This window comes from Crossiella sp. NPDC003009, assembly GCF_053591555.1.
In genome coordinates, this window is the sequence record NZ_JBSFUA010000023.1 from 70,958 (window position 1) to 96,373 (window position 25,416).

Sequence of the window (25,416 nt, forward strand, 5' to 3'; positions counted from 1 at the left end):
GCCAACACTCTGCTCGCCGCGCTCGTCCACCCCGGGCGGCTTGCCCAGCGGCGAGGGGAGACCGGGATGTCCAGATTCCTGCGAGTGGCCGGGTGCCTGGCGCTGGTGGTGGCGGCCACCGCGACCGGGTTGCACGGGCCGGCCGCGGCCGCCGCACCAGCTGTCGTCGCGCCGCCGAGCCGGTGCACCGTCCCGGTCGCCGGGAAGATCGCGCAACGCTGGGCCGCGCTGCGCGGCGAGCACGGCAGCCTGGGTTGCGCCACCGGTGCTGAGCAGGCCGTCCCCGGCCGCAACGGGCGCAGGCAGGCCTTCGAGCGCGGCGAGATCGCCACCTCGCCCGACCACGGCCCGGACATGGTTGTCGCGGCCTACGCCCGCGGCGCCGAGGTGGTCGTGGACTGGGGCGTGATGGACGGCCCCGAGCACCGCACCTGGCGGATCCACTGGACGCACAACGGGGCCTACGCCGGCAACGACGGGCTCATCTTCCGCGACCCGCGCTCGGGCACGTTCAGCACCGTGGTCGGCCAGGGCGCGGGGCGGTACGAGTTCGCCGTGGAGGGCATGGACGAGGAGACACACTCCGATCGGGGCCGCACCGTGCCGGTCGGGGTCACCATCGCCGACCACACCGGGCAGACCGACTGCGGCGCGGTGTACGTGGTCAACGGCACGCACGCGCAGCGCTGGCAGGAGCTCGGCGGCAAGGACGGCATCCTGGCCTGCCCGAAGAACACCGCGGTGCCCACCGAGGTCTTCGGTGAGAACGAGGGCCTGCGCCAGCCGTTCGAGCACGGCTCGGTCACCACCTGGTTCCGGCAGGTGGGCGGCAAACCGTGGCTGGCCAGCGCCTCGGCCGCCAACCACCTGGACTGGGTGCACCTGCGCTGGCACTCGCCGGAGTTCTACGACCGGTTCGTCATCGAGGTCAAGGGCAAGCGGCCAGGCACCTACTACAACCGGGTGCCCGACTTCGACGGTGGCTTCATCAACGCGCGGCGAGCTGACGGCGCGGTGTCCTTCCGGGCCTTCGGCCCCTCCGAGGTCAGCATCCGGGGCTGTCGCACCAGCCCCCTCGGCGGCGGGGTGGACTGCTCCCACCAGGTGATGCAGGTCAACGTGGCGCCCGACCCGCCGCGCTCGCTCGACCTGCCCGGCCTGACCACCGCGGACCCGGCCACGGCCTTCGCCAAGCTCGGCGCCAGGCAGGCCGGGACCGTGCGCTACTACGCCTGCTACCGGGTGGCCGATGCCAACGGCCCCGACTTCTCGGTCTACTACCCGGACCGGCCAGGGGACGACCAGGGCGTGCACCTGGCCGCGATGCTGGAAAGCGTCCGGCTCTTCGGCCAGGACTTCGCCTGTCCCGGCCAGCGCCCGGCGGTCGACCTGGTCAACGAGGCGCTGCGCAACCTGCGGCCGCACGGCACCGGGACCGACCACCCCGGCTTCTCGGCCGGGCCGGTGTCCTGCCCGGCGCGGACCGGGGACTACGACACCTTCCTCAAGTCCCTGATGATCATGGTCTACCGGCACTGGGACCTGCTGCGCGCGGAGACCAAGGCGCACATCACCGGCCAGCTGATGACCGAGACCGGCGCGCACTCCGAGGACGACGAGAAGGTCCGGCTGTGCGGACTGGTGGACATCCCGGAGTCGGAGAACCACCGGCTGCTGATCGAGGCCTCGAAGTACCTGTCCAACCAGGTGCTGCTGCGCCAGACCGGCAAGGCCGAGTTCAACAACGCCACCAACGGGATGCGCGAGTACCTGCTGAAGACACTGCACAACTTCGCCAAGTTCGACCTGCTGGAGTTCAACTCCCGCCCCTACACCCGCTACACCATGCAGGGCCTGTTCATCCTGCACGACTTCGCCGAGGACGCCGAGACGCGCACCGGGGCGCGGATCGTGCTGGACTACCTGACCACCAAGTTCTCCTTGAGCAGCAACGGGATGCGCCGGGCCGGGCCGTACCGCCGGACAACCCCGAACATGGACGCCGGCAACAAGGTCTACTTCGCCCGCGGCTCCGATGCGCAGACCCCGTTCTTCATGCTGTGGACCGGTTTCCGGCCGACGGACCCCTCCTTCGAGCAGGACATGTGGTTCATTGCGCCGGAGGGCGAGGGCGCGGGCTGGCGGGGGAGGGACGTGATCCCGGAGTGGCTCGCGCACGAGGCGGCGATCGCCTCGCTGACCTGGTACCTGCCGCCGAACGCCGCACTGCGCACCGCGGCTGCCCGGCCGGAGCAGCCCTACCAGGTGGCCTACTACCACGGGGAGCGGCCGCGGCTGAGCTTCGCCAACGAGAACGCCGCGGGCGGCACCGAGATCTACTCCCAGTCCAAGTCCTTCACCATCTCCGCGGGCGGCATGTGGCTGCCCAGCGGTTACGGCCTTGACGAGTGGTACCAGCGGTTCCAGGGCAACGAGAACTACGCCTTCGCCCAGGCCACCACGCTGATGCCGGTGCGCAACCACCCGAGTGCGCCGTTGGTGTGGGAGAACCTCATCCGCTTCAACGGCAGGGGTGAGCTGGAGCCGAACGGCGCCGGCGGCTGGTACGTCTCCGCGCAGCGTGGCATCGTCAACACCTGCGTGCAGGGCGGGTTCGCCTGCGGGCTGAACCTGCAGGTGCCCAAGGTCTGGGAGCAGTGCGGGACCCCGGACACCAGCAAGACCAACTGGCAGTTCCTCAACCTCGACACCGAGGCCTGCGGCAAGCTCGGCATCATGGTCGCCATCAGGTCCACAGTGGACAGTGAGATGGCGGGGAAGCTGTTGTCGGGCACCGGCGGGTTCTTCTACGCGGCCGAGTCCTCGGCCAGGTCGTTCACCGACTTCGTGAGCAAGACCCATGCGGCCAACGCCGGGTTGCCCGAGGTGCTGGAAACGGGCAAGGAGCACACCTTCGTCCAGCCCGACGGCAAGAAGCTGACCTTCTTCCTGCGCACGCCGGACAACAGCTACCACGCCCCTCAGGTGTCCTCCGTGGACGGCAAGCCGGTGCCGAACTGGTCGACCACCCCGCTGGCGCAGGGCGAGCTGCTCACCTCGCCGGGTCATGACGGCCTGATCGTGTTGTCCGACAAGGCCTGTGGCAGCCGGACCGAGCTGGATTTCCGGGCTGAGCTGAAGCCAGTGGTCCGGGCCAGCCACGGCACCTGCGGTCCGGCCCAGGCCGAGGCCGCGCTGCGGGCGGCGGAGGGCCGGTGGCAGCAGGGCAAGAAGGCCGAGGCCGCGGCCAAGGGCCAGGAGGCGCTGGCCCTGCTGCGCCAGATCAGCCGGGACGACCCGCGCGCGGCGGTCAGCTTCGCGCAGTGGGCGCGCTCGCCGATCGCGAGCTACCTGGGTGACGCCGAGGCGATCTCGGTGCTGCGGGAGGCCGTCTCCGGGCACCGGATGCTCCGGCTGCGGGAGCCGGACTCGCGGGAGCACCGGGCGTACGAGGCGACCTTGGAGCTTGACTTGGGCATTCGGCTGTACAACACGGGGGAGAAGGGCCAGGGGACCGCGCACGCCAGGGTCGCGCTGGATCAGGTCCGCCAGCTCGCCGCCGAGGACAAGAAGTACGCCCCTGCCCAGGGACAGTGGGCGAACTGGCCGGTGAGCGCCTACCTGGCGGCCACCGGGCAGGGCCAGGAGGCTGTGGCGGTGCTGCGCGAGGCCAGGGAGCTCTACCGGCGACTGGTCGCGGAACAGACTGCCGACAAGGACCTGCGGCACCGGGAGACCTCGGTGCTGGTCAACCTCGGCACCCGGCTCTGGGAGACCGGCGACCGGCCAGCCGGACTGGCCGCGGTGCTGGAAGGCGTTGACCTGGCACGGAAACTGGCCACCGGGGACGAGGTCTACCGTCCGGTGCTGGCCGAGTGGCTGCTCAACCCGGCCAGCCACTACCTCGACGCCGGTGGCAGACGGCCGGAGGCACTGGCCGCGGCGAAGGAGTCGGTCACCCACTTCACCGCGCTCAACGCCACCGATCCGGCCACCTACGGGCCGAAGCTGGCCGCGGCGAAACGGCGGGTGACCGAGCTGGGCGGCTGATCAGCCCTGCGAGCAGTGCGCCGCCGTCGGATCGGGGTTGACCACCTCCCGGCGGCGGCGCAGCTCGGCCACCCCCAGGATCAGCGCGACCAGCGTGAGCAGGGCCGCGCACAGCATGGAGATGGTCAGCGCCAACGGGTAGTCGCCGGTGCTGAGGCTGATCGCGGTGTGGAAGACCGCGGCCAGCAGGGCGGTGCCCACCGCGGTGCCCAGGCGCTGCCCGGTCTGCAGCGCGCCCCCGGCGACCCCGGCCATCGAGGTGGGCACCCGCTCCAGGGTGAGCGTGGTGTTCGGCGAGATGACCATGCCGCCGCCGATCCCGCCGATGAGCAGCGGCAGCGCCACCGCCCAGCCGACCGACTCCGCGGGCGCCAGCAGGGCGAGCGCGGCCACCGCGAGCATGCAGCCCAGCACCAGGCTCAGCCCGATCACGGTCAGCCGGCGGCCCCAGCGGGCCACCAGCCGCCCGGCCACCACCGCCGAGGCCGCTGAGCCGACCGCGAACGGGGTGACCGCCAGCCCCGAGGCCAGCGGCGTGAAACCCAGGCCCTGCTGGAAGAACATGGCGAAGACCAGCCAGATGCCGGTGAACGCGCAGAAGTACACCGCGCCCAGGGTGGCGCCGCTGGCGAAGCCGGGGGTGCTGGTGAACAGCCGCAGGTCCAGCAGCGGCGCCCGGTCCAGGCGCACCAGGCGGCGCTCCCACCAGACGAACCCCGCGCCCAGGGCGACCGCGAGCAGGAACAGCCACCACACCGTGCCCAGCCCGCCCTGCTCGGCTTCCAGGATCGGGAACAGCACGCACACCACGGCCAGCCCGAGCAGCAGCGCGCCGGTGAAGTCCAGCTCCCGGCCGATCCCGCGCAGGCTCGCCCGCGACTTGGGCAGCAGGCGCGCGGCCAGGCCCAGTGCCAGCACGCCGATCGGGACGTTGACGTAGAACACCCAGCGCCAGCCCTCCGGATCGCCGAACACGGCCAGGATGACCCCGCCCAGGATCGGCCCGACAGCGGTGGAGATGCCGACCACCGCGCCGAACATGCCGAACGCCTTGCCGCGTTCCGGGCCGCTGAACAGCTCCTGGATCAGGCCGGTGTTCTGCGGGGTGAGCAGCCCGCCGGTCATGCCCTGCAACAGCCGGGCCACGATCAGCAGCTCCGGTCCTGGCGCGGCCCCGGCCAGCGCGCTGGTCAGCACGAAGCCGGTGAGCGCGATCAGGAACATCCGCCGCCGCCCCAGCGCGTCACCCAGCCTGCCGCCGAAGACCAGCACCAGGCCGAAGGTGAGCGCGTAGCCGGAGATCACCCACTGCACGCCGCCCGCGGAGGCGCCCAGGTCACGCTGGATGGAGGGCAGGGCCACGTTCACGATGCTCACGTCCAGCAACACCATGAACCCGGCGGTCAGCGTGACGGCAAGCGCCTTCCAGCGGCGCGGATCCGGGGGGCTGTTCTGCTGCGCGGATGAGGTCACCCGGACATCCTCGCGCGAATGCGACCGGTCGGCACGTTCGGGAAACAGCTGGTGCGCCTGAGGTCGCGCACTTTGTTGGGGTCAGAATTTCCGCGTGCCGGCCAGGGCATTTTCTCCGCCGCCGCCGGAAGCGATTCCTTTCACCCCGCGGCGAACCCGCGCAGGTAGGCCAGCGCGCCTTGCAGCGCGGCCAGCTGCGGCTGAAGCTGGACGGGACCGCGAGGGGCGGGCACGCGGTGGTCAGGCGGGTGGGCGGCGACCGGGTCAGCGTGGTGGTGAAGCTGGACTGAGCAGTCCACGCCGGAAGCCCTCGGCGACCGCGGCGGCCCGGTCCCGGACACCGAGCTTGGCGTAGATGTGCTGGAGGTGGGTCTTGACCGTGGCCTCGCTGAGGAACAGCCGCCGCGCCGCCTCCCGGTTGTTGACTCCCGCGGCGACCAGCTCCAGCACCTCCACCTCACGGGGACTCAGCGGCTCCTCCTCGGGCTTGGGCGCGCGCAGGCGGCCCAGCACCAGGGCGGCCACCGCGGGGGAGAGCACCGACTCGCCGCGGGCGGCGGCCTCCACCGCGCGGAAGAGGTCCGCGCGCGGGGTGTCCTTGAGCAGGTAGCCGGTGGCGCCGGCCTCGATCGCGGGCAGCACGTCGTGGTCGGCGTCGTAGGTGGTCAGCACCAGCACGTGCGCGGTGCTGCCGCACTCGCGCAGGGCCCGGATCGCGGCCACCCCGCCCATGCCGGGCATGCGCAGGTCCATCAGGATCACTCGGGGCAGCAAGGCTTGGGCCAGGGTGACCGCCTCCGCGCCGTCGGCGGCCTCGCCGAGCACGGTGAACCGGGCGTCCCCGGCGAACATGCCGCGCAGCCCGTCCCGGACCACCGGGTGGTCGTCCACGATCAGCAGAGTGATCGGCTCAGACATCCCGCACCCCCACCGCCGGGACGGTGGCGCTGACCGCGGTGCCCGCGCCCGGTTCCGACTCGATCACCAGCGTGCCGGCCAGCCGGTCCACCCGCTGCCGCATCCCGCGCAGGCCGTAGCCAGACTCGTCCACTGTGGACTGGTTGAAGCCGCGGCCGTCGTCGCGCACGTCCAGGCTCACCACATCCTCCATATAGGACAGTGTCACGCCCGCCCTGCCGGCCCCGGCGTGCTTGCCGACGTTGGCCAGGGCTTCCTGGGCGATGCGCAGCAGACTGCCCTCGATCTCCGGGTGCAGCGGCCGCACCGGGCCGGTGGCGGTGAAGTGGGCCGGGATGCCGGTGACGGCGGACCAGCGTTCGGTGACCTCGGTCAGCGCGGTGCCGAGCCCGGCTTCGGCCAGGGGGTGCGGGTTGAGGGCGGCCACGGAGCGGCGGGCCTCGGCCAGGTTCTCCCTGGCGAGCTCGGCGGCGGTGCTGAGGTGGCGCGACCAGCGGGGCGCGGCGCCGGGTTCGGTCGCGGCCTGTTCGGCGGCCTGGAGCTGGGTGATGATGCCGGTCAGGCCCTGGGCCAGGGTGTCGTGGATCTCCCTGGCCAGCCGCTGCCGCTCCGCCCGCACCCCGGCCTCGTGCGCCTGCTCCAGCAGCCGGGCCTGGAGCTCGGCGTTGTCGGCCATGCTGCGTTCCAGCCGCCGGTTCGCCTCGGCGAGCTCCTCCACCATGGTCAGCCGCTGGGCGCTGCGCGCGTTGATCACATCGCCAAAAGTGCTGAACAGCACCACCATCAGCACGATCGCGGTCCACAGCAGCACGAACACCAGCCAGGCCGACGGCGAGTCCGGCAGGCCCCGGCTCAGCGAGCCCATGGCCAGGAACGCGGCCGCGGCCACCCCGGCGTACTTCCACCGGCCGGGCAGCAGGTGCCAGGCGTGCACGTAGCAGGTGAAGGCGAACAGGCCGCCGTACCACTCCCCGCGCGAACCCAGCAGCGCCATCAGCACCAGCAGCCCGGCGAAGTAGACCGCCATCAGGCCGGAACGCTCGGCCCAGGCCGGGTGCAGGGTGACCCACCAGGCGATCCAGGCCGCGGTCAGCACGGCCAGCGCGAGGGTGACGGGCAGCTCGGCCGGGTCGGCGCGCAGCGCGCTGAGCGCGGTGGCCACCAGGAGCAGGAGGTAGGGCACGGCCTGGGTGCGGCGCAGCACCCGCCGCTCCCACGCATCCAGCTCCCGATGACTCAGACCCACCGGAACAACCTAGCCGCCAACACCCCCGCGATCAGCGCGAACACCCCCATCGCGAGCAGCTGACCCACGCCCGGCGCGCCACCGGCCCAGGTGGTGGCCACGGTCTGGATGGTGGCGCCCAGCGGGGAGTGACGGCCGATCGCGGCCAGCCAGTCGGGCATCTTCTCCCAGGGCATCCAGAACCCGGCCAGGAACATCTGCGGGAAGAAGGACAGCGGCCCCAGCCCGCCCGCGGCCTTGGCGTTGGGCGCCAGCGCGGCGACCAGCAGCCCGATGGAGAACAACGCGGCGATGCCCAGCGCCAGGGACAACGCCAGCCCGAGCGGGTTCCGCGGCGCGGGCAGGTCAAGCGCGAGCACCCCGGCCACCGCGACCAGCCCCGTGGCCAGCACCGCGATCCCGGCCTGCACCAGCAACTGCGCGCTGAGCAGGGTGGCCGGGCTGACCGGGGTGGTGGCGAGGCGGCGCAGCACACCGCGTTCCCGGTAGGCGGCGAGCACCGAGGGCAGGGTGAACAGGCCGAGCATGCCCAGCGCGATGCTGACGGCAAGGGCGGGCAGGAAGGTCTGTTGGGCGCGCAGGCCACCGTCGGGCGGGAGTGCGCCGCCGGAGAGGCCGAAGACGAGCATCAGGCCGACCGGGAGGGCGGCGACGACGAAGACGCCGGCCGGGTCGCGCAGGAAGAGGCGCAGCTCGGTGGCGGCGAAGGCGCGGATGGGGCTCATCGGGGCTCCAGGGCGGGGGAAGTGGCGGGGGTGGGGGTGCGAGAGGTGGCGGGCGAGGTGGACGAGGGTGGGCGGCTGGCACGGCGGAGGTGGGCGAGGGTGGGCGGCTGGCACGGCGGAGGTGGGCGAGGGTGGCGCGGCGGGGGCAGAAGCGGCGAGCGCGGCGGTCGGGGTTGGTGCGGCGGAGGCACGGGCGGCTGGGACTGGCGTGGCAGGGATCGGCGAGGCTGGCGCGGCGGGGGCAGCGGGGGTGGAAGTGGCGGAGGTAGGCGCGGCGGGCGAGGTGGGCGGGGCCGGGGTGGCTGGCACGGCGGGGGTGGGCGAGGGTGGCGCGGAGGTGGTGGGGGTGGCTGGCGTGGCGGGAGCGGGCGTGGCCGGGGCGGCTGGCGAGGCAGGGGTAGGCGCGGTTGGTGTGGCGGTGGGCGTTCCTGGGATGGCGCTGGTGGGGGCGGGGCTGGCCGGACGGGTGGCGGCGCGGGTGCCGATGGTCTTGGCGGGGCTGGCGGGGCTGGTCATGCGGCGGCCTCGGGCTCGGGATCGGTGAGGCGGTGGCCGGTGAGGGTGAGGAAGGCGTCGTCCAGGGTGGCGCGTTCCAGGCGGAGGTCGATCGGGATCACCTGTTGGGCGGCCAGGGCGGCGGTCAAGGCGTGCAACAGGTTGCCGCGGCCGGTGACGGTGACCTCCGGGCCGTCCTGGCGTACCGCGCGCACCTCCGGCAGGGTGGTCAGCGGGTGTGGGTCCAGTGGCGCGGAGGGGCGGAACCGCACGGTCTGCTCACTGTCCACTGTGGACATTAGTCCGGCCGGAGTGTCGATCGCGGCGACCCGGCCGGCGTCCAGCACCGCGATCCGGTCGCAGAGCCGTTCCGCCTCGGTCATGAAGTGGGTGACCAGCAGCACCGTGACGCCCCGGTCCCGGATGCCTTCGATCAGCGCCCAGGTGTCCTTGCGCGCCTGGGGGTCCAGGCCGGTGGTGAGCTCGTCCAGGATGGCGATCTCCGGGTTGCCGATCAGGGCCAGGGCGATGGACAGGCGTTGTTGCTGGCCGCCGGAGAGCTTCTCGAAGCGGGTGTTCGCCTGCTTGGTCAGGCTCAGTTCGGCGAGCAATGGCCGCCAGGGGACGGGATCGGGGTAGAAGGTGGCGTAGAGCTGGAGCGCCTCCCGGACGGTGATCCGGTCGGGCAGGCGGCACTGCTGGAGCTGGGCGCCGACCTTGGCGCGCAGGGCGGGGCCGTCGTGCTGGGGATCCAGGCCCAGTACGGAGATCCGGCCGCGGTCGGGGCGGCGCAGGCCCTCCACGCACTCCACCGTGGTGGTCTTGCCCGCGCCGTTGCGGCCGACGATGCCGAAGATCTCGCCGCGCTCGACGGTGAAGGACACCTCGGCCACGGCCACGTGGTTCCGGTAGCGCTTGTGCAGGGAGTCGACCTCGATGACTGGCATGGGATGAGCTTGTCCTGTGCCAGTGCGGCACGGCATCACTCGGATCGGTGGACCGGGAGGGCGGCTGGTTGACCGGAAATCAGCTGATCGGTTGATGCGCCAGGCCGTACAGTCGGTGGGGTGGGGGCGAGACTGGCGATCATCGGCGCGGGTCCGGCGGGACTGGCCACGGCACGGGCGGCGCGGGCGGCCGGGCTGGAGCCGGTGCTGTTCGAGCGGGCGACCGAGCTGGGCGGGGTGTGGCGGCCGGGCGACGGCGCGGCCTGGGCCGGTATGACGACCAACCTCTCGCACCAGCTGTGCTCGTTCTCCGAGCAGGTCTGGCCGGAGCGGACCCGGGACTTCCCGTTCCAGGGCGAGGTGCACGGGTACCTGTCCGCCTACGCGAGTGGGCTCGGTCCGCGCTATGGCTGCGCGGTCACCGAGGTCGCGCCCTCGGGTGACGGCTGGGCGGTGACCTGGACCGAGGCGGGGCGGGAGCACCGCGAGGTCTTCGCCGCGGCGGTGCTCGCCGCCGGGGTGTTCTCCCGGCCCTGGACGCCCGATCTGCCGGGGAGATTTGGCGGGGAGTCACTGCACAGCAGCCGGTACCGCGGCGCGGAACGGTTCGCGGGCAAGCGGGTCGCGGTGGTCGGGATGTCCTTCAGCGGCACCGAGATCGCGGCTGAGCTGGCCGGGGCGGGGGTGGCGACCACGGCGGTGACCGGCAGGCCGTTCTGGATCCTGCCGCGCTACGAGGACGGCGTGCCGCGCGACCTGCGTGGCATGACCCGCCACCGTCAGCAGGAGCGGACCCGGTTGCCGAGGGCGGCGGCCAACCGGGCGGCGAACACCCGCTACGACGCCCTGGGCGGCAACCCGGGCCGGTTCGACTCCCGGCTCGCCCTGGACCCGTCCTCGGCCGAGCCGCCGCACCTGGTCACCTCCGACCGGCTGCCCGGCCTGCTCACCGACGGCGCGCTGCGGATCGCGGTCGGCCAGGTGACCGCGTTGTCGCCCAATGGTTTGGTGCTCGTCGATGGGTCCACTGTGGACTGTGACGCGGTGGTCTGGTGCACCGGGTACCGGCCCGAGCTGCCGTTGCCCGCGCCGCTGCTGGCGGAGATCTCCTTCGCCGATGACTGGTTGCAGCCGATCCTGTTGCACGGCTGCACCTTCCACCCCGCGCTGCCCGGACTGGCCTTCGTCGGAGTGTACCGCGGACCGTTCTTCGCGGTGATCGAGCTCCAGGCCCGCTGGGCGGTCGAGGTGCTCTCCGGCGCGATGCCGCCGCCCGCGCAGGCGGTGATGCGGGCCGGGATCCAGGCGGAGCTGGACATCCGGCAGGCCCGGCCGCGACCGCAGTTCCCGCACGGCGACTACGTGGGCTTCGCTGATCGGCTGGCCGAGGAGTTCGGCGTGCTGCCCTCGCTGGATCCGGCGGGGGAGTGGTACGAGCAGCTCTGGCACGGGCCGGTGGTCGCCGGGCACTACCGGCTCAGTGGCCCTGGCGCGAACCCGGAGCTGGCGGCGCGGCAGTTACGATCAGCGTGGGAACGGATCGGGAGGAGGCCGGGGTGAACGTCAGCGCGCAGCAGCTGTTCGCCGCGCTGCCCGGCGAATGGCGGTTCAGCCGGGTGATCACCGGGCAGGGCACCGCGAGCGGCCTCGCCCGATTCCGGCCCGCCGGGTCAGGGGAGCTGCACTACCGCGAGGACGGCACCCTAACCCTGGACACCGGCTACACCGGGCCCGCCTACCGCGAGTACCGCTACCGGCTGGACGGCGAGGCGCTCCAGGTCTGCTTCCCGGACGGCCGGATCATGCACACCCTGCGCCCGGACGCCGAGGCGGCCACCCACCTGTGCGGCGCGGACGTCTACACCGGCCACTACCGGCTGGCCGACCCGGACACCTTCCACATCTCCTACGAGGTGGCCGGGCCGCACAAGGACTTCACCATCGCCACCGTGTTCCGCCGGGTCACCGGCTGAGCCTGCGCCGCACCTCCTTGGCCGCCAGGTACTCGGCCACATCGGAGTAGCGCTCGGACTGGTTGGCGAACTCCACGTAGGCCTTGGCCCGCACCAGCCAGTCCACTGTGGACGGACGAACCTGGGCAAGGGCCTGTTCCAGGTGCGCCATCCGCAGCGGCGGCTCCGCGCCGGTGCGCAGCGCCTCGTCGATCACCGCGTCGATCGCACGCTCGGTGACCGCGCGCAGGTCCGCGCCGCTGAACAGCGCGGTCGGCTCGGCCAGCCTGCCGGGGTCCACGCCTTCGGTGGGCGCGGCGGCCAGCAGCACGCGCAGGATCTCCGCACGGGCCGGGGCATCTGGCGGCGGCACGAACACCACCCGGTCGAACCGGCCCGGCCGCAGCATCGCCTCGTCCACGTCCCACGGCGCGTTGGTGGCGGCCAGCACCAGCACCCCGTCGTTGTCCGAGCCGATCGCGTCCAGCTCCTGCAACAGCACGTCCACCAGGCGGCGGGCGTCCGAGCCGTGATGCTTGTGCCGGGCGAAGGCCAGCGCGTCCAGCTCGTCCAGGAACAGCACGCAGGGCGCCTGGGCGCGGGCGGTCTCGAAGGCGGCGTGCAGGTTCTGCTCGGACACCCCGAGGTAGGGGTCCATCACGTCCTCGATCCGGACGTTGACGAACGGCAGCCCGCACTCCCCGGCGGTGGCGCGGGCCATCATGGTCTTGCCGCAGCCGGGCGGCCCGTACAGCAGCACGCCGCCACCGGTGCGGCGGCCGTACTTGGCGTAGAGCTCCGGCCGGGACAGCGGCAGGATGATCATGCGGTGGATCAGCTGCTTGACCTCGGTCATGCCGCCGATCTGGTCGAAGGTCAGCGTTTCCGCCCGCGCCGCCGGACCCTCCGGCCGCTCGCCGGCCCGCCCCTCGGCGGTGACCCTGATCGCGCCGCGCGCGGTGAGCAGCTCGTCGACCAGCCGCTGGAGCTTGCCGACGCCCTCCACGATCCCGGCCTGCCTGGCGTGTTCCAGGCAGGCGCGCAGCAGCGGCAGCCGCTGCTCGCTGGCGGCCAGCTCGCCGATGTGCACCAGCGACTCGGTGAGGTCGGCGTCGTGGTGCAGCAGCCAGTCGTACTCATCCAGCGCCGCCGCGGTCTGACCGGCGCCGGCCAGTTCCTCGGCCAGCATCAGCCGCAGCATGGGGTCATCCGGGCTGGCCGCGACCGCGCGGCGCAGCGACTCGATCCGGTGCTCGCTCATCGGTTTCGCTCCAGCCAGCGGCGCACCAGCGGCGGCGCCACCCACGAGTAGACGCAGTACAGGACCCAGATCACGGTCAGCCCGAGGGCCAGCGGCAGCAACCCGGCCGCGCGCAGGCCCAGCAGCACCAGGACGAAGCCCAGCCACAGCTTCATCGGCCCGATCCGGTACATCAGCCGCAGTGGCCGCAGCGCCGGGTGCGCGGCCACCCTGGCCTCGCGGGCGGCCGCGACGTAGGCGGCGTTGCCGGGTTCGGCGGCCGCGGCCGCCCGGAAGGACTGGTACGCCTGGTCGACGTCCCCGGTCTGGGCCGCGGCGTTGCCGTGCATGGCCCGCGCCGCGGTGGAGTCCGGGTCCTGCGCCAGGGTGTCCGCGCTGTGCCGCACCGCCTCGGCGTCCTGGCCGCGGGCCAGCGCGATCATCGCCCGGACCTGGCCGACCGCCTCCAGGTGCGGATCATGGTGTGCGGCCCGCGCGACCAGCCGCTCCGCCTTGTCCACCTGGCCTGCGGACAGGCACAGCCGCGCGTAGTCGCAGAGCAGCTGCGGCTGTTCCGGGTCCTGGTGCAGCGCGGCCAGCAGCGCCTCCTCGGCCTCCGGCCAGCGACCCAGCTCGTGCCGGGTGTTGCCGAGCACCTGCAGCAGCGGCAGGTCCGGCCCGAACCGGCTGATGCCGTCCGCGGCGACCCGGGCCGCCTCCTCGTTGCGGTCCAGCATCCACAGCGCGCTGGCCCGGAACACCGTGGCCGGGTAGCCGACCGCGTCCTCACCGGGCAGCTGGGCCAGCGCGTCGAGCGCGCGCTCGGGCTGGCGCACCGACATCCAGTGCCGCACCAGCGCGAAGGTCTCCTCGCTCATGCCGTCCACACCACCACGGCCACCAGCAGCGCCTCCGGGATGCCGCAGCCGAGCACCGCGCCGAAGCCGGGCCCCCACAGCCGGGCGTGCTCGCCGCCGCGCAGCTGGAACACCCGCTCCGCGGTGTGCTGCAAGCGGGCCTGGGCGAAGTAGCCGAGCAGCGCCACCGCGCGGATGATCAGCCGCAGCGCGTTGAGCGCCACCAGGTCCGCGATCAGGTGCGCCAGCACCAGCTCCGCGGCCAGCGCCACCCCACCGATCAGCAGCACCAGCCGCCGCTCGCGGGCGGCCATGCCCAGCTTGCCGGAGTTGAGAAAGGCGATGGTGGTGACCGCCAGCACGCCGCCGAAGAACGCGACATAGGCCTGGCTGCTCACCCGCCACGGCCGTGCGGTCCCGGCTGACGTGCGAATCGTCGGCCGGAGAAGATCGTCGGACACCCTGCCCCCTCCAGTTCCGCCGAAAGCGTAGTCGACGGCTCTACCCTGTTCCGGTGACGCGGCGAAGTGCGGGCATCCTGGTCCACCGCAGGGGCCAGAACGGGGTGGAAGTCCTGCTCGGACACATGGGCGGCCCGTTCTGGTCGAGCAAGGACGAGGCGGCCTGGTCCATCCCCAAGGGCGAGCACACCGAGGACGAGGCGCCGGAGGCCGCGGCCCGGCGGGAGTTCCTGGAGGAGCTCGGGCTACCCGCGCCGGAAGGGGAGCTGCTACCGCTCGGACAGGCGCGGCAGTCGGCGAAGGTGGTCGCGGTGTGGGCGGTGGAGGGCTCGGTCGACCTGGAGCGGGTGGGGCCGGGGACCTTCCGGATGGAGTGGCCGCCGCGGTCGGGGAAGTTCGCGGAGTTCCCGGAGCTGGACCGGGTGGCGTGGTTCGACCTGGAGACCGCGGCGGTGAAACTGGTCAAGGGACAGCGGGTGTTCCTGGCGCGGTTGGCCGAACTGCTGGGCTGAACGGCAGCTTGCTGTCACGAGTTGGCCAAAACGGGGAGGGCTCCCCAGGCTGGTGCCGACAATCAGTGACGGCAACAGCCCGATCCGCGACGGAGGAGCCCGATGGACTACCCGACACTCCCGGTGCCGGAGCCAGCCCCCGCGCCGGAACCGGGCTGGGCGCCGGAGCCGCCGCCCCCGCCGCGGCCGCAGGACCCGTTGGCGGTGGCGCTGGGCAACGCCTCCCTGTTGAGCGTCGGCTACTTCCTGATGCGCAGGGCCGGGCTCGGCGTGCTCACCCTGCTGGTCACCTTGACCCTGGTCGCGGTGCAGACCTGGACGGTCCGGGAGACCTGGCTGGAGCTCACGCTGCTCGGCTGGTGGCTGTTGCTGATCTGGCACGGCTGGTTCCTGGCCCGCCGCGCCGAGCAGGCGGTCCGCAAGGGGCAGCGGCTGTGGGCGCTGGCGACCGCGCTGGTGGTGCTGCTGGTGGTCGGGTTGCTGCGGTTGGACGCGGCCGGGATCGAGCGGGAGGTCACCGCGGCCAGGGAACGCGGGGACTGCGGGCAGGCGTTGTCCGCGCTGGAGGAGGTCGGGTTCGGGCACCGGGTGGCGGACGCGCCGTTGACCGTGCGCGGGGAGCAGACCGCGGATGCCTGTCAGCGGTTGCGGCGTTCCGCTGACAAGCTCACCGCGGCGCTGACCGGGAACACCGAGGCGCTCAAGGCCGGGTTCGACGAGCTGGCCAACGTGCTGGCCAACCTGCCTGGCCACGAGAAGATGACCGACACCGTGCTCAACGCCTTCCTCGGCGGCCTGCCCGCGAAGAGCCCCTGCCACACCGTGGTGGTCACCACCTGGCTGCGGCAGCGGCAGGCCACCAAGAACACCCTGGACCGCGCCGCCGAGGTGGTCGGCAAGCACGCGCCGCTCGCGCTGGCCGAGTGCGGGGACCTGATCATGGACGGCAAGCAGTGGGAGCAGGCCAAGGCGCAGTACCAGCAGCTGATCGACCAGTACCCCGGCCACGAGCTCACCGGCCGGGCCGAGGAGGGCGTGCGCAAGGCGACCCTGGCCATCGAGCTGGACAACGTGCGCCGCCTGCTGCGCGGCTCCAAGTCCGCCTACTGCGCCAGCCCCGCGCAGTACAGCGCGGCCCCGCCCTACGGCAAGGGCACCAACCGGGCGATCATGGCCGGTGAGGGCGAGTACACCGGCAGGCTGCCCGGCGAGTGGAAGACCGAGGACCCCACCCAGGCGGTGCTGGTGGTCTGCGCGGGCAAGAAGGAGTACGGCGCGATGGTGCGCAGCTGCCTGTACCAGAACAAGCTGCTGCCCCGAGTCCCGCACAGCGTGGCCTTCCACAAGATCGCCATCCCGGTGCGGGCCTACGAGCTGCGCACCGGCAAGCGGGTGGTGGACGCCAAGGTGGAGGTCGGCGGCTCGGTCTGCCCCAGGGTGCTGCACTACCGGACCTTCCTCGCCGACGGCCCGCCGCCCTCGCAGGTCTACGTCACCGAGTCCGACAAGGAAGTGCACGCCGCCTTCGGCTGGTTCATCAACCAGTGACCCGCCGGGCCAGCAGCCAGTCCACCAGCACCGTCAGCCCGAGCCCGAGGCCGCCGACCAGGCCGAGCGGGATGGTCTCCAGGCCGCGGGCCAGCCCGAGCAGGTCGACCGGCAGCCACAGCAGCACCGACAGCGCCGCCGCGGCCGGGGCGATCACCAGCGCCCAGCCGCGGCGGCCCGCCGGGGTCGCGGTGCGCGGGGTGACCGTGGGCGTGGCGGCGGCCAGCGCCCAGCACAGCAGCCACAGCACGGCCAGGGCCAGCGCGCCGAGCACGGTCACCCACAGCCAGACGGTGTCCGCGAACAGCCCCACCAGCACCGTGGTGACCAGGGGTGCGGCCGCGAAGCCGCCGAGCAGCACGGCCAGGGCGAGGCGGGCGTAGAGCGGGATGTGCCGCGCGGGGTCAGCCATTGAGGTAGGCCAGCACCGCGAGCACCCTGCGGTTGTCGTCCTCGGCCGGCAGCAGGCCGAGTTTGCTGAAGATGTTGTTGGTGTGCTTGGAGACCGCCTTCTCGGTGATGAACAACCGGGCGGCCACGGCGGCGTTGGACCGGCCTTCGGCCATCAGGCTGAGCACCTCGCGCTCGCGCGGGGTGAGCGCGGTGACCGGCTTGTCCCTGGCGTGCCTGGCCAGCAGCTGGGCGATCACGTCCGGGTCCATCGCGGTGCCGCCGGCGGCGACCCGCTTGACCGCGTCCACGAACTGCCCGACGTCGGCCACCCGGTCCTTGAGCAGGTAGCCGACGCCGCCGGCGGAGTCCGACAGCAGCTCACGGGCGTAGAGCTGCTCGACGTACTGGGACAGGATCAGCACCGGCAGGCCCGGCAGCCTGCGCCGGGCCTCGATGGCGGCGCGGAGGCCCTCGTCAGTGAACGTCGGTGGCAGTCGCACATCGCAGACCGCCACGTCCGGTCGATGCCTGACGAGGGCTTCCAGCAGGTCACGGCCGTTGTCCACGGCGGCGACCACCTCGAAGTCGTGCGCCTGGAGCAGCCTGATCAGGCCGTCGCGGAGCAGGACGAGGTCTTCAGCGATGACGACACGCACGGGGCCATTCTGGATCACCGCCCCGCCGGGCCGAGATGGAACACCGCAAACTCGTCCAAAGACAGCTCTTCCGCGTCGCCGCCGACCGCCCTGCGCAGCCCGACCCAGCTGTCCCCGGAGCTGGACGCGGTGAACTCCACGGTGTGCGTGCCGGGCTCGGCGCGGGCCGGCAGCGGGGTCACCGTGACGTCCTTCGGCTTGCCGTCGGCTGGGTCCTCGCCGACCACCCAGCTGTAGGCGCCGCCCGCGGCCGCGTACTTGAAGCTCACCCGGTAGCGGTGGCCCGGCTCGAAGCGGACCGTGGCCGGGGTGGTCCGGTAGACCAGGTGCGCGGCGTACTCGAAGGACTTCAGGCTCCAGTCGCCCTCGATCACGTCGTCGACCGCCTTGCCGTGCCAGCCGCGCTGGGTGAACGGGGCGTGCTTCTCGGCCAGGTGGGTGCGGGCGTCGGTGGGCGCGATCTCGCCGCCGGGCACGAACGGGCCCCAGCCCTGGTCGACCCGCTCGAAGTCCCAGCGGCTGCCGGGGTCGGGAGCGGGGGTGACGCGCAGGTCGTCGATCCGGACCGCCGCGTCACCGTCGCCGACCCGGACACCGACCTCGGTGCCGCCGGTGCTGGTGAAGAACACTCGGACCCGCTGTGATTTTGTGCCCTTCTTCTCCTCGGAGGCCACGATGTTGGTCACGGTGGAGCGGTCCAGCCGGGTCTCCTTGCCGCCGGCGAACACGGTGACCGGCCTGGACTTGCCGGGCTCGACCTCCACCATCAGCGAGGCCGCGTACTGACCCGGCGGCAGCTGCACCCGCTGGCTCAGGCCGGCCGATCCGCCGCGCACCACGGCTTCCCGCTGCCCGCGGTCGTTGGTCTCGACCGTGACCGCGCCGCTGTGCCGCCAGCCGGTGAGGTCGCCGGAGTCGAAGCCGGGGTTCGCGGTCGGCGTGCCCTCGCCGTAGCCCATCTTGGGCGCGGGCGCGGGGGTCTGCGCGGTGACCAGGTACGGGGTGCGCGCGTCGGCGGTGATGGTCACCTTCCCGTCGCGCACCGGCAGCGCGCCGACGTGCGCACGGCCATCGTCGGTGAGCCGGTACAGCTGGAGGCTGGGCCACTTGGCGAGTGCGGGCGGCAGGGCCCAGGTGCTGGTGCCACCAGTGGGATTCCAGTGGTAGGCCTTGTCCGGCGCGGCAGGCGACCAGGGCAGCAGATAGGCGCCGTCGTCATAGATCAGCCTTCCGTCCTGGTGGAACTGGCGTTTGCCGCCGGGCGCGGTCACCTTGAGCCCGCCGTCCAGCACAGCCTCCACAGTGGACAGTCGCTGCACCGGGAAGTGCTGGAGGTACTTGGTGGGCAGGTTCTGCTCGAAGGTGTTGGCCAGGAACGCCCGGTAGTCGGTCTCGCCGGTCCAGCCCTCGAACTCCACGATCCGCGCGCCCATCAGCAGCGGGTGGTGCACGAAGACGTCCTTCTGGTGGTTGCGGGCCAGTCGGATGATGGTGGAGTTGATGCCGCGGTGGGTCTCACTGCTGTAGTCGATGTCGGTGGCCCAGTGCGTCCACAGCGTCTCCCGCTCCAGCCGGTGCGACCACTCGGTGGCCATCTCCCAGCCCAGCTGCCGCACCTCGCGCTGCAACCGGTCCGCGGTCCAGCCGGTCTCCCGGAACACGTCGAAGTACAGGAAGTCCAAGCCGCCCTTGGTCTCCCGCTGGAGCTGGGCCAGCCTGCGCTGGAGGTCGCCGGAGGTCAGGTCGCGGCGCTGGTTGATCCGGTAGGACTGGTCCATCCAGGCCCACTGCTTGTTGTTCTTGTCCACCAGCGTCTCGGAGAAGGCCTTCGCCTCCGGGTAGGACTCGGTCGCGTTGACGTGCACGCCGAAGTCGGCGTTCCAGCGCTTTCCCTTTTCCAACAGGGTGTTCAGCCCGCGCAGGCCGCCTGCTCGCTCGTTGTAGTGGCCGCCGTAGTCCGGGTGCGCGGCGTCGTGGCCCTCGGACTGGTAGCCCTTGAGCAGCACGAACTGGCCGAGGCCGTCGGTGGCCAGGTTGACCCGCTTGGTGTCGTCCAGGGTGCGGGTGAACGGGTGCGTGGCCGAGGAGGCGATGTTGAACGGGATCCGCTGCACCACCCGGTCCTTGGTCCGCTGCCAGCCTTGGGGCTGCCACATGATGTCCCGGAAGGCGATCGCCGCGTCCTGCCAGTCCAGCACGCCGTCGCCGTTGCGCTCCCCGGTCAGCGTGACCTTGGCCCAGGGCGCGGGCTCGGTGTCCGGCGCGCCCTTGGCCCGGTGCGTCCACCGTCCACTCCAGACACTCACCGCGGGCCCGTCCGCGGTGGCCCTGGCCTGCCGCCAGATCCGGCCGTTCTCATCCGCGCCCGGACCGCCGTCCTGGTCGTAGGTGGAGTTGGTCTCGATGGCGGCGGCCAGCTTGCCGGTGCTGACCATGCCGTAGGCCGAGCCCTGCGGCTGCGCGTCCGGCGGGGTGGCGGCGTTGACCGGGTAGATCCGGTCGCCATTGCCGTTCTTGTTCAGCTCCACCCTGGCCGCGGCCACCTGCGCGGCCGGGTCGGCGGCGCGCACGGTGAGCAGGTCGTGGCCGGGGATGTCGATGGTGCCCACCCGGAAGGCCTGGGTGTCGCGCACCTGGTCGATCCGGAAGGTCACGGTACGCCCATGGAGAGCCAGGCTGGCCGCCAGACGCACACCGGGCAGGTCGGGGAAGGTCAGCGCGTAGCGCACCGCGCCACCGGCCGGGCGGGCGGCGGCGCTGGTCCGGTACTCGGTTCCGTTGAGCCGCAGCGAGGTCAGCGGCGCGGACCGGCCGTGCAGCACCGCGCCGGAGCGGCGGTCGGTGTAGCTGACCACCCGGGGGAACTCCGCGCCCACGGCCACGCTCAGCTCGGCCGAGCGCAGGGTCAGCTCGGGTTGGGCGGCAGCCGGTAGCGCGGGGGCGAGCAGGGTCAGGGCGGCGGCTAACACCACGGGGGACAGGCGGGTCGACACGGGCACCTCCACGATCGACTGCGCGAATGTGCTTGTTCTATGGCGCTAAACATCATTAGTCAACACTCAATCAATCAGGACTGAACAAAGCCGGGTCGGGACATGTGTACTGGCCAACGCTGGACAAAGCACTCTTACCTGCGCAAACGCCAGAAAATACGGTGGGTGCCATGAACGAGGCAGTCCAGCTGACCGCGGTGACCAAGGCCTACGGGCCGGTCCGCGCGGTCAACGGCGTCGACCTGACGGTGCCCACGGGGCAGACGGTGGCGCTGCTCGGCCCCAACGGCGCCGGGAAGTCGACCACGATCAACCTGATGCTCGGCCTGCTGGTCCCGGACTCCGGGCAGGTCAGGTTGTTCGGCGGCACCCCGGAGTCGGCGATCAGAGCCGGCCGGGTCGGCGTGCTGCCTCAGGATGCCAAGCTCATCCCGCGGGTCACCGTGGGCGAGCTTGTCGACTTCGTCCGGCGTAGCTATCCCTCTCCGCTGCCGCTGGCCGAAGTGCTGGGACTCGCCGGGCTCACCGACCTGGCCGCGCGCAAGGCCGACGCCCTGTCCGGGGGGCAGGCGCGTCGGGTGCAGTTCGCGCTGGCCATGGCCGGTGACCCGGAGCTGGTGGTGCTCGACGAACCCACCACCGCGCTTGACGTCGAGCACCGCCGCGAGTTCTGGTCCTACCTGCGGGCCTTCGCCGCCCGCGGCCGGACCGTGCTGTTCTCCAGCCACTACCTGGAGGAGGTGCAGGAGAACGCCGACCGGGTGGTGGTGATCTCGGCGGGCCGCACGCTGGCCGATGCCACCCCGGCCGAGCTGCGCCGCCAGGTCGGCGGGACCACGGTCTCCCTCGACCCGCGCGGGCTCAACCCGGTCCAGCTGCACCGGCTGCCCGGGGTGCTCTCGGTGGCCATGCGTGGCGGCCGCGCCCACCTCAGCTGCGCCGACTCCGACGCCACCGTGCGCGGGCTGGCCGAACTGGGCGCGATCCACGAGCTGGAAGTGACCGGAGCCGGACTGGAGGAGGCCTTCATGGCCCTCACCGCACAAGATCGGACGGCTGTCTGATGCTGGGCTACATCCTCATCGAGTGCAAGCGGCTGGGCCGGGACACCGGGTTCCTGTTCATGAGCGTGCTCACCCCGCTGATCATGTACGTGGTGTTCAACAACCTCAACGTGGCCATCGGCCAGGAACCCAGGCACGCCGCGCTCTACACCATGATCAGCATGTCCGCCTTCGGTGCGATCAGCGGCGTGCTCAACAGCAGCGTCGGCGTCGCCGAGGACCGGGCCATGGGCTGGCTGCGGCAGCTGCGACTGACCCCGTTGTCCCCGTTGCGGATCGTGCTGGGCAGGGTGCTGATCTCGATGCTGCTGGCGCTGCCGCCGGTGCTCTCGGTCTGCCTGGCCGGGGTGCTGGTCAACGACGTGCAGCTGTCCGCGGGCCGCTGGCTGGCCGTGGTGGGCCTGCTGTGGCTGGGCACCGCGCCCTTCGCCGCGGCCGGCATCGCCGTCGGCTACCTGCTCTCGGTCCGGGTGGCCCAGCTGGCCGGCATCTTCGTCTACATCGGACTGTCGCTGCTGGGCGGCCTGTGGATGCCGCTGGCCGCATTCCCGGACTGGCTGGCCGAGCTGGCCCGCTACACCCCGACCTACCGCTACGCCGACCTGTCCTGGCGGGTGGTCTTCGAGCAGGGCCCGTCGGCGGCCGGGATCGGCATCCTGATCGGGTGGTTGGCGCTGGCCGCGGGCTTCGCGGTCTACGCATACCAGCGCGGGGGGCGGCGGGCATGATCTACGGTGCGGGGATGCGGACGAGGCCGGTGACCGATCCGATCCACGGTCAGCTGCCGCCGGTGGTGATGCTGCCCTGGCTGGCCTCCCTGCTGCTGCCCGCGCTGCGCGCCGACACCCTGGGCGCCATCGCGCTCGGGGTGTTCGCGCTGGCCTACGCGGCCGCGGTGTGGCTGCTGCTGGGCAGGCGCGGCCCGCGCTGGCCGTCCATCGCGCTGGCCGTGCTGCTCACCGCGATCGCGCTGGTGTTCGCGGTGAAGCTCGGCGAGTTCTGGTACCTGCCGATGCCGTTCGTCTTCGCGGTCTGGTCGCTGATCACCGTCGAGTACGGCGCGCCGCTGGTGAACGTGGCCGGTGTGGTGGTGGTGCACCTGCTCGGGGTGTGGGTGGGCAGCGAGGCCGCGCAGATCGTGATCGGCGCCTTCCTCACCTTCCTGGCCGGCATGCTGACCTTCGTGGTGCTGCGCCTGGGCGGCGCGTTCCGCGAGCTGGAGGCGGCCAGGGAGGAGCTGGCGCACATCGCGGTCACCAGGGAACGGCTGCGCTTCGCCAGGGACCTCCACGACCTGCTTGGACACACGCTCTCGCTGGTGGTGGTCAAGGCGGAGGCGGTGCGGCGGCTGATCCCGCGCGATCCGGCCGCGGCGGGGGAGCAGGCGGCCGATATCGAGACGGTGGGGCGGCGGGCGCTCTCGGAGGTGCGGCAGGCCGTCACCGGCTACCGCGAGCCGAGCTTGGCCGAGGAGCTGGCCGGGGCGCGGGCGGCGCTCACCGCGGCGGGGGTGGCCGCGCAGCTGCCGGAGCCGGGGGAGCTGCCGGGGGAGGTGGGCGCGCTGCTGGGCTGGGTGGTGCGGGAAGGTGTCACCAACGTGCTCCGGCACGCGCGGGCCCGGCGGTGCGTGATCGAGCTGCGGGAACTGGAGGAACGGGTGGAGCTGAGCATCACCGACGACGGGGACGGCTGGGCAGGCGGCCCAGGCAGCGGTCCGTACCAGCCGGACGGCCCGGTCGCCGAGGGCAACGGGCTGCGCGGCCTGGCCGAACGGGTGCGCGCCGCCGGCGGTGAGCTGGTCGCCCAGGGCAATGCCGCCGGGTTCACGCTGCGGGTGAGCCTGCCTGCCGGGGAGGCGTCGTGATCAGGGTGTTGCTGGCCGAGGACCAGGGCATGATGCGCGGCGCGCTGGCCCTGCTGCTCGGCCTTGAGGAGGACATCGAGGTGGTGGCCGAGGCCGCCACCGGTGACGAGGTGCTGCCCAAGGCGCTGGAGACCCGGCCGGACATCGCCGTGCTGGACATCGAGATGCCCGGCCGCAGCGGGCTGGAGGCAGCCGCTGACCTGCGCGAACAGCTACCGTCCTGCCGGATCTTGATCGTCACCACCTTCGGCCGCCCCGGCTACCTGCGCCGGGCCATGGAGGCGGGGGCCAGCGGGTTCCTGGTCAAGGACGGCCCGGTGGAGCAGCTGGCCGTCGCGATCCGCCGGGTCCTGGCCGGTGAGCAGGTCATCGACCCCGGACTGGCCGCCGCGGCGCTGCGCTCGGGCCCGAACCCGCTCACCGAGCGGGAACGCGAGCTGCTGGCCGCCGCCGCGGACGGGGCCACCGTGGCTGACCTGGCCGCCCAGCTGTTCCTGTCGGAAAGCACCGTGCGCAACTACCTGTCCTCGGCGATCCAGAAGACCGGCACCCGCAACCGGATCGAGGCGGTGCGCGCCGCGGCCGACCGCGGCTGGCTGTGAAGGATACGCAGAGTGCCTGGCCGGACACGCGAGAAGTCCGGGTTGGACGGTCCCCGAGGGGTTTCGCTTGGCCCACAACGGGAACCGCGGTTCGCGTCGCGAACGGGTCCGGACAAAGCCGGGAGATTCCTAACCGAGACCGGGCAAACCCTGGCGAAACCTGCCCGGCGCGAGTGAGAATCCGGGGAGAAGATCGGCCCCCGACCCCTGCGAGGAGCCTGGCATGACGACGGTCAGTCTGGACCACACCGCCGCGTTGACCAACAGCGCGTTCCGGACCACCGCCGCCCGTCGCGGACACTCCGCGCGCACCCCGGGTGCGGAGCGGCTGGCGCACCTGCGACACCGAGCCACCACCGTCGACGCCCTCGGCGACGGCCTGGTCGCGATGATGCACCGGCTCAAAGGCGAGGGCCGCGAGCTGTTCACCCGGGCCTGCCAGGACGGCATCGACTCGATCGAGAACCCGCCGGAGGAGCTGGTCGCGTTCTTCCGCGCGGTGGAACGCACCCCCGCCTGGGTGGACCAGCAGCGGCTGCGCCGCGGCGCGGAGGCGATCAGCCGCGGCGGCAAGCTGGCCGCGTTCACCCTGTGCGATGTCTACCTGGTGGTCGGCTTCCACTCGTTACGGGTGTGCAAGACGCTGACCTCCACCGGCCAGACCGGCAAGGCCACCAGCCGCCGGGTGCTCAACACCGCCAGCTGGTGGCTGGACGTGAGCACCCCGGGCAGCCTGGTCCGCGGCGGCGTCGGCTACGCGGCCGCGCTGCGGGTCCGCCTGGTGCACGCGCACATCCGCGACGTGCTGCTGCGCCGAGGTGACTGGGACCTGGCCGCCTGGGACCAGCCGCTCAACGACGCCCAGGCCAACCAGCTCACCCTGATGTTCTCCCTCGGCGTCATGGAGGCCACCCAGGTCCTCGGCATCCGTTACACCGCCCAGGAACGCGCCGACATCCTGCACCTGTGGCGCTACGTCGGCTGGCTGGTCGGCATCGAGGAGGACATGCTCCCCGCGGATGAAGCCGAAGCCTGGCAACACCTCTGGGAACAGGCCGCCACCGAGCTGATCCCGGACGAGGACTCCCGCACCCTGGCCGCCGACCTGCGCGCCGCCTACCAGCGCCCCCGCCCCGACCAGAGCGCCCTGCGCGCCCGCTGGGCCGAACGCGTGCACACCGCGATCAGCCGGATCGTGATCGGCCCGGCCAGCGCCGACTCCCTCGGCATGCCCGATGACCCGACCGCTCGCGCACTGGTCCGGGTGGCCGGCGCGCTGAACACTCTGGCCGAGCTGACCTACCGGCGCATTCCGGCCTTCCGCACCGCGCAGGCCGTGCACGGCCACGCCGCCCGCAAGGCCTACGTCGAGGTGCTCCGCGCCGCCCACGGTGACGGCGCCGGCGGCGGCAAGCCGTGA

The 25,416-nt window shown here is 72.4% G+C and carries 21 protein-coding genes; 10 read left to right on the forward strand and 11 right to left on the reverse strand.

The features are described 5' to 3' along the window. Positions 1 to 66: 66 nt before the first annotated feature. On the forward strand, positions 67 to 4,050 hold the full coding sequence (locus ACWDY5_RS23525; protein WP_449724317.1) for a hypothetical protein: 3,984 nt from the start codon (positions 67 to 69) through the stop codon (positions 4,048 to 4,050). Here ACWDY5_RS23525 and ACWDY5_RS23530 read toward each other — a convergent pair whose 3' ends face one another. From ACWDY5_RS23530 to ACWDY5_RS23550, 5 genes are all read right to left on the reverse strand, one after another. Then, positions 4,051 to 5,523: an MFS transporter gene (locus tag ACWDY5_RS23530; protein ID WP_449724318.1), complete on the reverse strand. Its 1,473-nt coding sequence runs from the start codon at positions 5,521 to 5,523 to the stop codon at positions 4,051 to 4,053. 264 nt (positions 5,524 to 5,787) lie between these two features. Further along, positions 5,788 to 6,441: a response regulator gene (locus ACWDY5_RS23535; RefSeq protein WP_449724319.1), complete on the reverse strand. Its 654-nt coding sequence runs from the start codon at positions 6,439 to 6,441 to the stop codon at positions 5,788 to 5,790. Beyond that, on the reverse strand, positions 6,434 to 7,687 hold the full coding sequence (locus ACWDY5_RS23540; protein WP_449724320.1) for a sensor histidine kinase: 1,254 nt from the start codon (positions 7,685 to 7,687) through the stop codon (positions 6,434 to 6,436). The genes ACWDY5_RS23535 and ACWDY5_RS23540 overlap by 8 nt, the downstream gene beginning before the upstream one ends. Further along, positions 7,678 to 8,412, reverse strand: coding sequence for an ABC transporter permease (locus tag ACWDY5_RS23545; RefSeq protein ID WP_449724321.1), 735 nt, complete (start codon positions 8,410 to 8,412; stop codon positions 7,678 to 7,680). The genes ACWDY5_RS23540 and ACWDY5_RS23545 overlap by 10 nt, the downstream gene beginning before the upstream one ends. A gap of 512 nt (positions 8,413 to 8,924) precedes the next feature. Further along, entirely contained in the window at positions 8,925 to 9,854 is a 930-nt protein-coding gene (locus ACWDY5_RS23550; RefSeq protein WP_449724322.1) for an ABC transporter ATP-binding protein, read from the reverse strand. 120 nt (positions 9,855 to 9,974) lie between these two features. On the opposite strand from ACWDY5_RS23550, the gene ACWDY5_RS23555 reads away from it, so the two are divergent. After that, complete coding sequence (locus ACWDY5_RS23555) at positions 9,975 to 11,414, forward strand: flavin-containing monooxygenase (RefSeq protein WP_449724323.1); 1,440 nt, start codon at positions 9,975 to 9,977, stop codon at positions 11,412 to 11,414. Continuing rightward, entirely contained in the window at positions 11,411 to 11,827 is a 417-nt protein-coding gene (locus ACWDY5_RS23560) for a DUF6314 family protein (protein WP_449724324.1), read from the forward strand. Before ACWDY5_RS23555 ends, ACWDY5_RS23560 begins: the two co-directional genes overlap by 4 nt. On the opposite strand, the gene ACWDY5_RS23565 is transcribed toward ACWDY5_RS23560, so the two are convergent. The 3 genes from ACWDY5_RS23565 to ACWDY5_RS23575 are packed head-to-tail and all read right to left on the reverse strand — an operon-like array spanning position 11,817 to position 14,301. Continuing rightward, entirely contained in the window at positions 11,817 to 13,067 is a 1,251-nt protein-coding gene (locus ACWDY5_RS23565) for an AAA family ATPase (protein ID WP_449724325.1), read from the reverse strand. The two genes, ACWDY5_RS23560 and ACWDY5_RS23565, sit on opposite strands and share 11 nt — an antisense overlap. Further along, entirely contained in the window at positions 13,064 to 13,924 is an 861-nt protein-coding gene (locus ACWDY5_RS23570; RefSeq protein ID WP_449724326.1) for a tetratricopeptide repeat protein, read from the reverse strand. The genes ACWDY5_RS23565 and ACWDY5_RS23570 overlap by 4 nt, the downstream gene beginning before the upstream one ends. After that, positions 13,921 to 14,301, reverse strand: a complete 381-nt coding sequence (locus ACWDY5_RS23575; RefSeq protein ID WP_449724327.1) for a hypothetical protein — start codon at positions 14,299 to 14,301, stop codon at positions 13,921 to 13,923. Before ACWDY5_RS23575 ends, ACWDY5_RS23570 begins: the two co-directional genes overlap by 4 nt. A gap of 116 nt (positions 14,302 to 14,417) precedes the next feature. Here ACWDY5_RS23575 and ACWDY5_RS23580 point away from each other — a divergent pair, with 116 nt between their 5' ends. Both ACWDY5_RS23580 and ACWDY5_RS23585 read left to right on the forward strand, forming a co-directional pair. After that, a complete protein-coding gene (locus ACWDY5_RS23580; protein WP_449724328.1) occupies positions 14,418 to 14,876 on the forward strand; it encodes an NUDIX domain-containing protein in 459 nt (152 codons plus the stop codon). A 102-nt stretch (positions 14,877 to 14,978) separates the two neighbouring features. Further along, positions 14,979 to 16,424, forward strand: coding sequence for a hypothetical protein (locus ACWDY5_RS23585; RefSeq protein ID WP_449724329.1), 1,446 nt, complete (start codon positions 14,979 to 14,981; stop codon positions 16,422 to 16,424). Here ACWDY5_RS23585 and ACWDY5_RS23590 read toward each other — a convergent pair. The 3 genes from ACWDY5_RS23590 to ACWDY5_RS23600 are packed head-to-tail and all read right to left on the reverse strand — an operon-like array spanning position 16,414 to position 20,466. After that, complete coding sequence (locus tag ACWDY5_RS23590; RefSeq protein WP_449724330.1) at positions 16,414 to 16,836, reverse strand: hypothetical protein; 423 nt, start codon at positions 16,834 to 16,836, stop codon at positions 16,414 to 16,416. The two genes, ACWDY5_RS23585 and ACWDY5_RS23590, sit on opposite strands and share 11 nt — an antisense overlap. Continuing rightward, a complete protein-coding gene (locus ACWDY5_RS23595; RefSeq protein ID WP_449724331.1) occupies positions 16,829 to 17,473 on the reverse strand; it encodes a response regulator in 645 nt (214 codons plus the stop codon). Before ACWDY5_RS23595 ends, ACWDY5_RS23590 begins: the two co-directional genes overlap by 8 nt. A 14-nt stretch (positions 17,474 to 17,487) precedes the next feature. Then, positions 17,488 to 20,466 carry an endo-alpha-N-acetylgalactosaminidase family protein gene (locus ACWDY5_RS23600; RefSeq protein ID WP_449724332.1) on the reverse strand — a complete coding sequence of 993 codons (2,979 nt, stop codon included), beginning with the start codon at positions 20,464 to 20,466 and terminating at the stop codon, positions 17,488 to 17,490. 170 nt (positions 20,467 to 20,636) lie between these two features. Here ACWDY5_RS23600 and ACWDY5_RS23605 point away from each other — a divergent pair, with 170 nt between their 5' ends. From ACWDY5_RS23605 to ACWDY5_RS23625, 5 genes are all read left to right on the forward strand, one after another. Continuing rightward, positions 20,637 to 21,530 carry an ABC transporter ATP-binding protein gene (locus tag ACWDY5_RS23605; RefSeq protein ID WP_449724333.1) on the forward strand — a complete coding sequence of 298 codons (894 nt, stop codon included), beginning with the start codon at positions 20,637 to 20,639 and terminating at the stop codon, positions 21,528 to 21,530. Beyond that, positions 21,530 to 22,258: an ABC transporter permease gene (locus tag ACWDY5_RS23610; protein WP_449724334.1), complete on the forward strand. Its 729-nt coding sequence runs from the start codon at positions 21,530 to 21,532 to the stop codon at positions 22,256 to 22,258. Before ACWDY5_RS23605 ends, ACWDY5_RS23610 begins: the two co-directional genes overlap by 1 nt. A gap of 14 nt (positions 22,259 to 22,272) precedes the next feature. Then, positions 22,273 to 23,394, forward strand: a complete 1,122-nt coding sequence (locus ACWDY5_RS23615) for a sensor histidine kinase (protein ID WP_449724335.1) — start codon at positions 22,273 to 22,275, stop codon at positions 23,392 to 23,394. Beyond that, complete coding sequence (locus ACWDY5_RS23620; protein WP_449724336.1) at positions 23,391 to 23,996, forward strand: response regulator; 606 nt, start codon at positions 23,391 to 23,393, stop codon at positions 23,994 to 23,996. The genes ACWDY5_RS23615 and ACWDY5_RS23620 overlap by 4 nt, the downstream gene beginning before the upstream one ends. Positions 23,997 to 24,219: 223 nt before the next feature. Next, entirely contained in the window at positions 24,220 to 25,416 is a 1,197-nt protein-coding gene (locus ACWDY5_RS23625; RefSeq protein ID WP_449724337.1) for an oxygenase MpaB family protein, read from the forward strand.